General features: G+C 42.6%; 11 protein-coding genes. 7 read left to right on the top strand and 4 right to left on the bottom strand.

Going from position 1 to position 12949, the window contains the following annotated elements:
• The first annotated feature begins 11 nt into the window (after nt 1-11).
• The 3 genes from recO to DACSA_RS01325 all read left to right on the top strand — a co-directional run bounded on the left by recO (nt 12) and on the right by DACSA_RS01325 (nt 3607).
• Nucleotides 12-797, top strand: a complete 786-nt coding sequence (recO, locus tag DACSA_RS01335; protein ID WP_015228052.1) for a DNA repair protein RecO — start codon at nt 12-14, stop codon at nt 795-797.
• Between the two features lie 224 nt (nt 798-1021).
• Nucleotides 1022-2371: an MFS transporter gene (locus DACSA_RS01330; RefSeq protein WP_015228051.1), complete on the top strand. Its 1350-nt coding sequence runs from the start codon at nt 1022-1024 to the stop codon at nt 2369-2371.
• Nucleotides 2372-2467: 96 nt separating this feature from the next.
• A complete protein-coding gene (locus DACSA_RS01325; protein WP_015228050.1) occupies nt 2468-3607 on the top strand; it encodes a glycosyltransferase family 4 protein in 1140 nt (379 codons plus the stop codon).
• Between the two features lie 297 nt (nt 3608-3904).
• Here DACSA_RS01325 and DACSA_RS01320 read toward each other — a convergent pair whose 3' ends face one another.
• From DACSA_RS01320 to DACSA_RS01310, 3 genes are all read right to left on the bottom strand, one after another.
• Nucleotides 3905-4360, bottom strand: a complete 456-nt coding sequence (locus tag DACSA_RS01320; protein WP_015228049.1) for a DUF29 domain-containing protein — start codon at nt 4358-4360, stop codon at nt 3905-3907.
• A gap of 161 nt (nt 4361-4521) precedes the next feature.
• Nucleotides 4522-5046, bottom strand: a complete 525-nt coding sequence (locus DACSA_RS01315; RefSeq protein WP_015228048.1) for a ComEA family DNA-binding protein — start codon at nt 5044-5046, stop codon at nt 4522-4524.
• Between the two features lie 4 nt (nt 5047-5050).
• Nucleotides 5051-5482, bottom strand: coding sequence for a TM2 domain-containing protein (locus DACSA_RS01310; RefSeq protein WP_015228047.1), 432 nt, complete (start codon nt 5480-5482; stop codon nt 5051-5053).
• Nucleotides 5483-5599: 117 nt separating this feature from the next.
• Between DACSA_RS01310 and DACSA_RS01305 the strand changes: the two genes are divergently transcribed.
• Nucleotides 5600-5917, top strand: a complete 318-nt coding sequence (locus tag DACSA_RS01305; protein WP_015228046.1) for a DUF1825 family protein — start codon at nt 5600-5602, stop codon at nt 5915-5917.
• Here DACSA_RS01305 and DACSA_RS01300 read toward each other — a convergent pair.
• On the bottom strand, nt 5914-7851 hold the full coding sequence (locus DACSA_RS01300; RefSeq protein WP_015228045.1) for a transglycosylase domain-containing protein: 1938 nt from the start codon (nt 7849-7851) through the stop codon (nt 5914-5916). The two genes, DACSA_RS01305 and DACSA_RS01300, sit on opposite strands and share 4 nt — an antisense overlap.
• Before the next feature lie 112 nt (nt 7852-7963).
• Here DACSA_RS01300 and DACSA_RS01295 point away from each other — a divergent pair, with 112 nt between their 5' ends.
• The 3 genes from DACSA_RS01295 (at nt 7964) to DACSA_RS01285 (ending at nt 12848) form a co-directional block, all read left to right on the top strand.
• Nucleotides 7964-9112, top strand: coding sequence for a M14 family zinc carboxypeptidase (locus DACSA_RS01295; protein ID WP_015228044.1), 1149 nt, complete (start codon nt 7964-7966; stop codon nt 9110-9112).
• A complete protein-coding gene (era, locus tag DACSA_RS01290) occupies nt 9105-10037 on the top strand; it encodes a GTPase Era (RefSeq protein WP_015228043.1) in 933 nt (310 codons plus the stop codon). The genes DACSA_RS01295 and era overlap by 8 nt, the downstream gene beginning before the upstream one ends.
• Nucleotides 10038-10115: 78 nt before the next feature.
• A complete protein-coding gene (locus DACSA_RS01285) occupies nt 10116-12848 on the top strand; it encodes a hybrid sensor histidine kinase/response regulator (protein WP_015228042.1) in 2733 nt (910 codons plus the stop codon).
• Nucleotides 12849-12949: the final 101 nt, after the last annotated feature.

The following is a 12949-nucleotide window of genomic DNA, read 5'->3' as shown; positions in this document are numbered from 1 at the left end:
AAAAGTAGAGCATGAGCCAAACCTATCAAGCAACAGGCATCAACTTAAAAGGAATGCCATTGGGAGAACACGATCGATCACTGACAATTTTAACCCCAGAATATGGTTTAATTCGAGCCGTCGCTGGGGGAGCGCGAAAATATCAATCGCGGTTACGAGGACGCAGTGAACTGTTTGTCGTCAATGAACTCTTGTTAGTGAAAGGACGATCGTCATTACACCGTCTCACCCAAGCGGAAACCTTATACACCTATCCCAAACTGACTCAAAGTTTAGGAAAACTAGCGATTAGTCAGTATTTAGCAGAAATTGTCCTTTGTTTTGCCCTCAGTGAACAACCTCAAGAGGAACTGTTTACCCTCTTGCGAGAACATTTACATCGCATTGAAAATTGTTCCCCTAATCCCACCGCAGAAACTCTTTTCTCCCTCCTGAATCAGGGAATTTTTCACCTTCTTTCCTTAGCTGGTATTGCTCCTCAAGTGTACAACTGTTGTTTAACACAACTTCCTCCTGATCGCGATCGGGCTGGGTTTAGCTATCAAGCTGGAGGAATCATCTCTCAAGGAACAGAAACCGTCAATCATTCCCTCAATGCGGTGGAATTAAATCTATTACAACAGTTATCCCAAGCCACCCTTCCAGCTAACTTCTCAGGGGAAATTCAGCATTTACAATCGATCGAGAAATTGCTACGAAATTATACGGAGTACCATTTTCACTATTCAATTCGAGCCGCGAGTTTAGTCGATAGTTTGCTCCACCAACCTTGTCGGTTAGGTGAAGTGACAACCTAACCCCAAGATAAGTAGGTTGGGTGAAGTGACAACCTAACCCAACAATTCCCAGATAAGTAGGTTGGGTGAAGTGACAACCTAACCCAACAATTCCCAGATAAGTAGGTTGGGTGAAGTGATAACGTAACCCAACAATTCCCAGATAAGTAGGTTGGGTGAAGTGATAACGTAACCCAACAGTAATAACCCAACGATTGCAATCACCAATAATAAATAACTAATAAATGAAACTATCAGAACAAGAACAAACTCAAACCAATAATCCAACCCAAACCCCTGCAGAAGAAAAGACACAGGGGTTTCTTCCCGTGTTGAAAAATTACCGTTTTTTAACCCTTTGGAGTGGTCAAATTTTCTCCCAACTTGCAGATAAAGTGTATCTTGTCTTAATGATTAGTATCATTGCGAGTCACTTTCAACGTCCTGATCAAACCATTAGCGGTTGGGTATCGGCAATTATGATCGCCTTTACCATTCCTGCGATTCTGTTTGGATCATTAGCTGGGGTATATGTCGATCGATGGTCGAAAAAACTGGTTCTAGTCGGAACAAATCTCGTGCGCGGCTTATTAGTGTGGTCAGTTCCCTTCTTGCTGTATCTCACCGAAGATTTAACCCCTTGGTTTAACCTTCCTGTGGGTTTCTGGTGTCTCTTGATGATCACATTTCTCGTCTCTACCTTGACTCAATTTTTCGCTCCCGCCGAACAAACCGCAATCCCCTTATTAGTCAAACGCAATAACTTACTCCCCGCCAATTCTCTTTACACAACCACCATGATGGCTTCTGTGATTATCGGATTTGCTGTGGGAGAGCCTTTATTACAATTAACCGAAACCTTTGCTCAATGGCTAGGATTAACCTGGGAGTTTAGTAAAGAAATTGTGGTTGGTAGCGGTTACGCGATCGCCGGTTTAGTCTTAATTCCCTTGAATCCCAAAGAAACGGTACAAACGGAAAAAGAGAGACCCCACGTTTTTCAAGATATTTGGGATGGGATTCAGTATTTGCGCCAAAATTACCGCGTTCGTAATGCCATGATCCAGTTGATTATTTTATTCTGTATCTTTGCCGCTTTAGCCGTGTTAGCGGTTCGTTTAGCGGAAACCCTTCCCAACTTAGAATCCGACCAGTTTGGCTTTATTTTAGCCGTTGCTGGGGTCGGAATGGCGATCGGAGCGGCTTTCCTCGGTAACTGGGGAGAAAGCCTCTCACGCTCACAACTCGGCTTATGGGGGTCATTCGGTATGGGTAGCGCTTTAGTGGGATTAGCGTTTTTTACCGCAAATTTAGGTTTAGCATTTGCACTGACCATTTTATTAGGCTTTTTTGCCTCCTTAGTGGGGATTCCCATGCAAACCACAATCCAAGAAGAAACTCCAGAAAGCAAGCGGGGTAAAGTGTTTGGCTTACAGAATAATGCGGTGAATATTGCTTTAAGTTTACCTTTAGCGTTAGCGAGTGTCGCAGAAACAGTGTTTGGTTTGGAAGCGGTGTTATTAGGTTTAGCTGCCAGCGCGATCGTCGGAGGACTCTTAACTTGGTGTATTGCTCATACGGGAGAAAACAATTGACAATTGACCCTTAACCATTAACAATTTCCTGTTAGTTGCTGGTCATCAGTCTCGATCGCCTGAAATGACCATTATCCCCTGTTGAGTTTTAGTTGCATGCACATTGCCTGGTTGGGAAAAAAATCGCCGTTTTGTGGGAATGTTACCTACGGTCGTAATATCACTCATGCCTTGTTAAATCGAGGTTATGACGTGAGCTTCCTTCATTTTGCTGAAGCCGAAACCGACTCAGGTAACTGGGAGGAAGTGACAGAAATACGATTACCCTTTATTTATAAGTCACAGGTTTACACCATTCCCACACTCGGATCAACGAATCGGCTGCGTCGATCGTTACAAGAACTCAAACCTGATCTGGTTCATGCTTCCCTTACCCTTTCCCCCCTTGATTTTCGTCTCCCAGAAATCTGTAAAGAATTAAATATTCCCGTCGTCGCAACGTTTCACCCTCCTTTTGACAGTAAAATTCGCAATATTAAATCCAGTACCCAATTTCTCACTTATCAACTATATGCTCCTTTTTTAGCTCATTATGATGGAGTGATTATCTTTTCTCGCATTCAACGGGATTTATTGATGCGTCTGGGTGTACCAGAAAAAAAATTAGCAGTGATTCCCAATGGCGTTGATGAGGTGAAGTATTCCCCAGGGGAATCCAGTTTTAAGGATCATTTTCATGCCGAACGTTTATTTGTTTATCAAGGACGAGTGTCCGCCGAGAAGAATGTCGAATCCTTACTCCGAGCTTGGAAATACTCTCGCCTCGATAGTAACTCGAAATTGGTGATTGTTGGTGATGGTCCCTTGCTTAATTCTCTCAAACCCTTTTACAACCAACGTCACGGCGTTATTTGGCTTGGTTTTGTTCCCGATGAAGACAAACGCATTGACATTTTAAGAGCAGCGGATGTGTTTATTCTTCCTTCTTTAGTGGAAGGATTATCGATTTCTTTGTTAGAGGGAATGGCTTGTGGAGTTGCTTGTGTGGCAACTGATGCTGGCGCTGATGGGGAAGTGTTAGAAGAAGGCGCGGGAATTGTTTTAAGCACAAATCGCGTCTGTACACAGTTAAAAACTTTGTTACCCCTACTTCAAGATCATCCTGAGTTGACAAAGGTTTTAGGACAAAAAGCTCGATCGCGCCTCCTCGATCGTTATACCCTGAAATCTAATCTAACCCACCTGGAAGGGTTATATCAGCAAGCCATAGAACGCAAATCAATGTCTATCCCGTAGGTTGGGTGGAGCGAAGCGAAACCCAACACAAATTAGTCATTAGGTAGAGACGTTCCATAAAACGTCTATACATTAGTCATTCGTCACTGGTCATTAGTCATTAGTTATCAAAGAATGAAAACGACTGGTCACTGGTCACTTATTGGTGTTGGGTTTCGTAAACTCCACCCAACCTACTTTTTAGCTGGTTATACCATTTTGAACAATTGGTGCTACATTAACGATCAGTTAAGCCCCCCTTATTAAGGGGGGTTTGGGGGGATCGACTGTAACTTGACTTTTTAGAAATGGTATTAATTACTTTATAGGAAACCAATCTTCATCTAATAATTGTTCTAGAGTATAAGGACATTTTTTAGGAAAACTATTAAGATTAGTTTTTCTTTTAGTATATTTAACACTATTTTGATAAATTAATTCAATTTTGCTGGCTAAATAGTTTTGTAAATTTTTGGTTAAGATGCCATTGCTCTGAAATCTAAATTCAGTAATCTCTGCTTGCCAATGAGCCGCATTATCTTGATATTCTTGTGACCAATACTCTAACAACAAAAGATGAATGATGATTTGTCTCAGTAAACTTTCTACTTTATTTTTCCTCTCTCTACCCAAATCTTCCAATTCCTCAATCAAATTTTCTAAATCTAACTCATTAAATTTCTTCTTTTTTAAGAGATCGATCGTTCTTTCTACCCAAAGATAATCATCTATTTCATATAGTTCTTTTAAGTTAGATTGAAATGGTAATTGCATCGTTATTAGCCTCGACTATGTAAAATTGGAACAATGGGAAAGAGTTTCAGATACAGAGTAGGTTGGGTGAAGGAACGAAACCCAACACCAAGTAGGTTGGGTGAAGGAACAAAACCCAACACCAATTCTAAGCAATTACCTGAAATTGATCTAAGCTATCATTAAAATCGTAGATAGTGCATCAATTGAGACGTTAATTGAGCATCCAAACCTAGACGCTGATGGAAGTCAGCTAAACTGCGATATTTCCCCCCAGTTAAGCGATTTTCTACGACCTTTTCCCCTAAAGCCAAATCAAAAAATGGAAGAGAAGCCAACTCCTCAGCCGTAGCCAGATTGACATTAACCAAAGCGGGAGAAAGACAGCTTTCTGGATCAGAAAAATCAAAGCTGAGAATAGGCGCAAAAGGTTGTAAACGCGGTAACGGAGCATTTAACGCCGCTGCAATATCTTCTAGAGCATAAAACTGGATACCAGAAGCTGTCAACGCTGTGAGAGTTTGAGCTTGACGAATGGAGAGACCAGGAAGACGTAGCCAATCATCTACCGTCGCCGCATTCACTTCGATTTTAATCTTTAATTGCGCCGCGATCGAGATTTCCTCCAGAGACTGAAACCGATAGTACGGATCATTCTTAATTTTCGATCGCAGCCAAAGTAAACGGGGATTCAACTTCGAGATCATAAAACTACCTTCTAATCCTCTCCACAAGCTGACGACGTTGCTGTTCAAACTCATATTCCGACAATAACCCCTCCTCTCGCAACTGATCCAACTGACGAAGCGCCTCGGCGGTTTCCTTCACCAAATTCGGATTCACCCTCTGATTTTCCTCACTCGATACTGTATCCCGATTAAAGCGTTCCTGAAAATTTTCCTCTGACTGGATAAAATACCAAATTCCCTCCAACAAACTCGCCACTTGCGCCAAGCCAAAATAAGGTAAAACCCAACCTTCAAGCAGCAACGGTGGCGTAAACGTCACCGACAACAACAAATAAACCAATCCCCATCGCGGTTGTTGTAGATAAAACTTATGAAGTCCAGCCAGTGGCGTAACCGCGCCAATTATTGCCAAAATCACCGCTAACTTCTGATTTTTCTCTGTTGCCAAGAACATGGTTAACCTCGTCCCCTATTCCCCCAATCATACGGGAAACCGAATTGTCTGTGGGGTTTATCTTCATTTAAAATTAGAAACCATAAGGAGAAAACAATATTAAAAGCAAATATAATCATGGGAATTTTTGATTCTGAAGTTGTCCAAGAGGAAGCCAAACAGCTATTTGAAGAGTATCAATCCCTCATGGAACTCGGTAATAAATACGGTAAATTCGACTATGACGGGAAGAAACTCTACATCGATCGCATGGAAGAGCTTTTAGAACGATATAAAATTTTTATGAAACGCTTTGAACTCTCAGAAGACTTCATGGCGCAAATGACGGTACAACAACTGAAAAATCAATTGGGGCAATTTGGCATGACCCCACAACAAATGTTTGATCAAATGCACCAAACCTTAGAACGAATGAAAGCGGAATTACACCGCTAATTCGACTGAGGTTGAGGACGTTGATACTGACTCGGTGAGGGGAATTGTTGTACGGGTTCACCCACTAGCGCCTGATTCATAAATTTGCGCCACACAGGCGCTGCAAAACCGCCACCAGTGACACCGTAACCGAGAGAACGATAATCATCATTGCCAATCCAAACCGCCGTCGCTAATTGCGGAACATAACCGACAAACCAGACATCTCGTTCCGATGTGGTTGTTCCTGTTTTACCTGCTGTCGGACGACCAATTTGAGCAGCAGTTCCCGTTCCCGATTCGACCACTCCTTTTAAGACACTATTCAAAGAGGCAACCGCCCACTGATCCAAGATCAATTTCGGTTCAGGTTGATTATCCAAGAGGACATTCCCTTCGCTATCTGTCACCCGAATGATAAAAGTCGGATCAGAATGCCAACCATTATTGGCAAAGGTAGCATAAGCACCCGCCATTTCCAAAGGCGTTACCCCAATTGAGCCAAGAGGGAGAGACGCCACAGGTTGTAATGGGCTTTCTATCCCTAGTTTATTTGCTACAGCAATCACATTATCTAACCCCACCTTCTGCCCTAATTTTACCGCCGGCACATTGCGAGACTGCATAAGAGCCTTTCGCATACTGATTGTTCCCGAAAACCCGCCGCCGTAATTTTTCGGGCGATAATATCCAGAACCATCACGATAACTCACTGGAGTATCTTTAATCGTTGATTCAGGGGTATATTTTCCACTGGCAAAAGCACTATAGTAAACAAAGGGCTTAAAGGATGAACCGGGTTGACGACGCGACTGGATAGCACGGTTAAACTCGCTGGCTTCATAGTTCACTGTTCCCACCATTGCTTTCACAAAATGGGTACGAGGATCAACGGCGACAATTGCCATTTGAGCGGAATTTAAACCTCGATTCCTCAACTCTTGATTAGCATCTCTCACGGTTTCTTCTGCCATTTGTTGGAAAAAGAAATCGATCGTGGTTTGTACCCGTAACCCTCCCTCTTGTACCATTTCTTTCCCGAAACGTTCATTAAGTTTTGCGGTGACGGCGGAAGTGATCGCGGGGAGTTTACTTTGTTGCCATGCAGTAGGTTTTCCCACCAATAAAGGTTCTTGTAAAGTCTGATCCGCCACTTGAGGGGTAATCCAGCCTAATTCCTCCATGCGGTTTAAAACCACCGCTTGACGGCGTTTAGTTTCTGCGTAGTCAATAAACGGACTATATTCCTCTGGTGCTTGAATTAATCCTGCAATCATCGTCGCTTCGGCGAGGGTTAATTCATCTGCTGATTTTTGAAAGTAGCTTTTCGCTGCGGTTTCTACGCCATAATTATTATGCCCCCAATAAATGGTGTTGAGGTACATTTCTAGAATTTCATCTTTGGTAAAAACTTGTTCCACTCGTAGCGCCAAAACCGCTTCGGCAAGTTTACGGCTAAAGGTTCTATCTGGAGAAAGAAAAACATTTTTCACCAACTGCATGGTGATGGTAGAAGCCCCTTCCACTACTTCGCCACTTTGCCAGTTTACCAGTAAAGCGCGGGCGACACTGGCGGGGTTAACTCCTTGATGCTGATAAAAATGGCTGTCTTCGATCGCCAACACCGCTTGTTTCACTTCTGGAGAAACCTCTTCTAACTCTACCACGTCACGATTCGCTTCCCCGTGAAGCCGAGTTAAAAGGCGACCTTTCACATCGTAAATGTAGCTGGTTTCCGTCGGAGAATAAACTTCTAATACCCTAACATCAGGAAGATTGCGAAAACTGAGCGCTAATCCCACTAATCCTCCCGTTATCACCGCACCGGCAAGTAGCCCGAAGCAAATAATCGTCCCTATGGCAGATTTTCCCACCCCTTCCGTAAACTGGAGGGTGCGTTGCCATAAAGAGGGTTTGTCTTGGCTTTCGTCTTGCCTTACTGTTGTATTCGACACGGTGGTTTCTCCTCCCGCCTTTAATAACCGTTATTAATCTGTTATTGATTTTGACATTAAGGTTACTGTTTTGCCTACAGAAATTAATTAGTAATTATAAACAATTCTTGCCATGCAACCTCAAATTAAAACGATCAATCTCTTGCGTCTCTCTTCTGGTGACAATCTTGCTTTACAAGTCTATCAATTTTTGGGCAAAAAAACCGACCAGAAAATTTACATTCAAGCTAATTTACATGGTGCGGAAATTGTCGGAAATGTTGTCATCAAACAACTGTTAGATTGGCTCATTAGTCTGGATGAAGAACAGTTATTCGGTGAAGTTTGGTTAGTTCCAGCTTGTAATCCTCTGGGAATGAATCAACGCTCTCATTTCTTTAATTCGGGTCGTTATAACAGTTATGATGGTAAAGACTGGAATCGGATTTTTTGGGATTATGATACGGAAAAGGAAGATATTTATCATTTTGCTAAGGATCATTTAGAAGCAGATCACGAAACCATTTATCAGAATTATCTCCATCGGATTAAAACTCGATTAGAAGAGAATATCCAGTGGAGAAAACAAGCCAGTGCTGTTCCTTATTCGGTAAAATATCAGCAGGTGTTACAATCCCTTTGTTTAGATGCAAAAATCGTGATTGATATTCATAGTTCTAGCAATCAAGGGGTTGATTATTTGTTTACTTTTCCAGGTCAAGAAGCAATGACTCAAAATTTTTTACTCGATGTGGGAATTCTGGTCAATCAACCCAAAGGATATACCTTTGATGAAGCGTTTATTAAACCTTGGCTTTCCTTAAAAAAGGTGTTTAAAAATTTAGGACGCAATCTTGATTTAGGGTTAGCGTCTTGGACGTTAGAATTAGGAAATGGAATGTCTGCTAAATCCGATTCTGTGGAAAAAGGGGTGCAAGGAATTAAAAATTATTTGGCAAGTCTTGGGGTGGTTAAGGTGTCTGATTTTCCCCTCACACATACGGAAAAACATCCGCTTCAGTTGGTGACGAAAAATCAACTTAAGGAATACTACGCGCCTACAGGAGGGATTGTTAAAAATTGTCTGCAATTACAAACAAATGTGGTAGCGGGAGAGGTGATTTATCAAATTTTAGAGTTTAATAAAAAAGGAAAACAGCCAGAGATTGTGGAGGTAAAAGCTGAGGCTTCGGGTTGGATTTTCGATCGAGGAACAAATGAAGCGGTGAATGAAGGAGAATATGTATTAACGATGTTAGAAAAGGAAGGAAATAATGAGTAATGAAGTTGGACAAATTCCGATCGCGCCTCCCGATTTTAAGTCGGGATTTATTGGTTTAATTGGGCGACCGAATGTGGGAAAATCTACCTTAATGAATGAATTGGTAGGCGAAAAAGTGGCGATTACTTCTCCTGTGGCGCAAACCACCCGCAATCGGTTACGAGGGATTTTAACCACAGAAAAAGCCCAGATGATTTTTGTGGATACCCCAGGGATTCATAAACCCCATCACGAGTTAGGAAAAGTGATTGTTAAAAATGCTCAAAGCACGATCGATGCGGTGGATTTAATTTTATTTGTCGTGGATGGATCATCACCAGCAGGCGGCGGCGATCGCTATATTATTGAGTTATTGAAAAAGACAAAAGTTCCTGTATTAGTGGGATTAAATAAAATTGATTTATTATCAGAAGAACAAACGGAAAAAAATCGATCGAGCTATCAAGAAATTTTACCCGATCGAGCATGGGAGTATTTAGAATTTTCCGCCTTAACGGGTGTGGGATTACCGAAATTACAAGAAAAACTGCAAGAAAACTTAGAAATTGGCCCCTATTATTATCCACCAGAATTAGTCAGCGATCAACCAGAACGGCTGGTGATGGCAGAATTAATCCGAGAACAAATCCTACGAGAAACCCGCCAAGAAGTGCCTCACTCAGTGGCGATTGTCATTGATGACATGGCAGAAGAAAAAGACTTAACCACAATTCGAGCAACCATTAATGTCGAACGATCGTCCCAGAAAGGGATTTTAATCGGAAAAAAAGGGGGAATGCTCAAAAAAATTGGCACAGCAGCACGGGAAGAAATGCAGAAAATAATTGCAGGAAAAATTTATTTAGAATTGTTTGTCAGGGTACAATCAAAATGGCGAGAGTCAGCCAGACAAGTCGCTGATTTTGGCTATTTCCAAGAAAAATAAAATCGCGTTAAAATACGGGATAACAGAGTCAACGATCGCCACCGACCTATTCCGAGCCAAAAGGGAAAAAAAGTGACCATGCAGCGAAATCAGCCCCAAAACCTCGATCGAAATCAATATCTAGAGCAAGCCAAAACCCATCTCGAAACGATCGAGCGTGGGTTATTAAACCTGTCAGGTGTCATAAAACCACCCGAAACCCTGCAAATTTTATACCAAGCGGCGGAATTTATCAACACAGGCGCTGTTACCCATGAAATGGAGACAATCCAACAAATCGCGCAGTTTTTCGAGGACTGTTTTGGGGTGATGCGAACCGCGTCGGTGGTGAGTGATAAACACTTAGAAGAATTATTATGGCGTGTGTTTGATACCTTTCAAGGTTTAGTAGATATGCACGCCATGTCTCAAGCGCCAACAGAATACACAAAACAGGTAGAACAAGAAGTCTATAAAGGATTACAACCAACCCTGAATGAGGCGAGAAACTACCTCAAAACTCGCATTTTACACGAAGAAGCAGAAGAAAACCCAGAAAGTTTAACTCTATTTCAAGAGGAGGAAGCTCCCACCTTGATCGAAGGCTATAACCAGCAGGTGGTTGAGACGACGGCGAATGCTTTTCCCGATTATCTGGGCATGAATCACCTTTCAGAAGTGATAGAAGCCTCACCGCAAGCAGAAGAACAAACCTTAGATGTCACCGCGATCGAAGTTTACATTGAAGAAGCCCCAAGACTGACCACAGAACCCGAAGCAGTATCTCCAACAGCAAAAGAAGAAGAACCAGCCACGCCAACCGTCGCACCAGCACCGACCCCAGCCAAAGCAGGAGCAAGTCTATTTGAACAAACCATTAAAGTCCCCGCGCGCCTAATGGACAACCTCAATAACTTAATTGGGGAATTGGTGGTTAACCGTAATAGTTTAGAACAAGACCAAGAACGATTACGACGCTTCTTAGATAACTTATTAGAACAAGTCAGTAATCTGAATGACTTGGGAGTGCGAATGCAAGACCTTTATGAACGGTCTTTGTTGGAAAACTCCCTGTTAGCCAGTAAATCAAACAGTATCCGTCGCCTCACCACCGTGAGCGCCAATGGGAATGATGGGGGAAATCGCTCTAACTCAGAGCAAAATCATCAAGCGGAGTATGATCCCTTAGAAATGGATCGGTTTAGTGGTTTCCATTTACTCTCTCAAGAAATGATTGAGTTAATTGTACGAGTGCGAGAATCCACCTCTGATCTTGAGTTTTTAGTAGATGAAGTAGAGCAAGAAGCGAGAATTTTCCGTCAAGTGACCACCAGTTTACAAGAAGGGTTTACCGCCGCTCGCATGGTTCCTTTCTCGGAAGTGGCCGATCGTCTTCCTCGCGCCGTGCGGAATATTTCTCTGAAGTTAAATAAAAAAGCAAAACTGCAAGTAGAAGGAAAAGATACACTGGTGGATAAGGTGATTTTAGAGGAACTTTATGACCCAATGACCCATTTGGTTAATAATGCCATTGCTCATGGGGTAGAGTCTCCAGAAGAGAGAATCAATAATGGAAAACCAGAAGCAGGAGTGATTAAGGTAAAAGCACATCACCAAGGCAATAACAGCATTATTTCCATTTCTGATGATGGCGCTGGACTTGATCCAATTCGGATTCGACGCAAAGCAGTAGAGAAAGGTTTAATCTCCGAAGCAGATGCTCGTAGTTTACCCGATATTGATATCTTTGACTTTATTTTCCATCCTGGTTTTAGTACCAAAGATCAAGCAGATGATTTAGCGGGACGCGGTGTCGGAATGGATGTGGTGCATTCTTCTTTAAGTAAGCTCCGAGGTAGCATCAATATTGATTCTACCCCTGGCAAGGGAACGAAGTTTCTGATCAACCTTCCTCTGACTTTGAGTATTACTACTGCTTTATGTTGTCAGCTCAATCAATCTAGTATTGCTTTCCCGATGGATGGGGTGGAAGATAAGTTTGAAACCAGTAAGGAGAATATTAAGGTCAATCAGAAAGGAGAACGGTTCATTCGTTGGCAAAGAAGCTCAACCCTTCTTCCCTTTAAGCATTTGTCGGAACTCCTTTCTTATAATCGCACGCTTACCCGTACCAATGTTTTTGCAGCCCAATCGGAAACGGATGAGATTTCAGTGGTGGTTCTCCGCAGTACAGGGAATTTGATTGCGGTACAGGTGGATCAAGTGTTAGGACAGCAAGAGATTGTAATTAAACAGCTTTCCGGTCCGGTTCCAAAACCAGTGGGAGTATCGGGTGCGACGGTTACTTCCGATGGTACAGTGATGACGATCGCGGATGTTTTGGAATTAATTGCTCTGTTCTATGGACGAGTGCGAAAAGATGTGATGACTGCCATGCGAGCCCAACAAGAGAAAGCCTCGCAGTTAGAAGAGGGTGAAGCCGAACCCATGGTGTTAATTGTGGATGACTCGATTACGGTTCGAGAATTACTCTCGATGACCTTCTCAAAAGCAGGATATCGGGTGGAACAAGCTCGTGATGGGAAAGAGGCTTGGGAAAAACTTCGCGCTGGTTTAGCTTGCGATATGATGTTCTGTGACATTGAAATGCCACGCATGGACGGGTTAGAGTTGTTATCTCGGATTAAAGAGGAAGAACGGTTTGCGGAGTTGCCGATCGGGATGTTAACCTCACGAGGAGCAGAACGTCACCGACAAATGGCATCTCGTCTGGGTGCAAAAGGGTATTTTACCAAGCCTTATTTGGAAGAGGTGTTGCTAGATGCAGCCAAACGAATGCTCAGAGGTGAGAATTTCAAGAACTCCCGCTAAGTTCTTGGGAACTATAGCGGAAGATTGATAGTTCCAATGCTATCTTAAAAACTTGAATAGCCCGTTGAGCCTTGACTTGGTACGGACGTACAAATACTTCT

This window comes from Dactylococcopsis salina PCC 8305, assembly GCF_000317615.1.
Classification (GTDB): domain Bacteria; phylum Cyanobacteriota; class Cyanobacteriia; order Cyanobacteriales; family Rubidibacteraceae; genus Halothece; species Halothece salina.
This window is presented reverse-complemented; position numbering and strand designations above follow the sequence as displayed.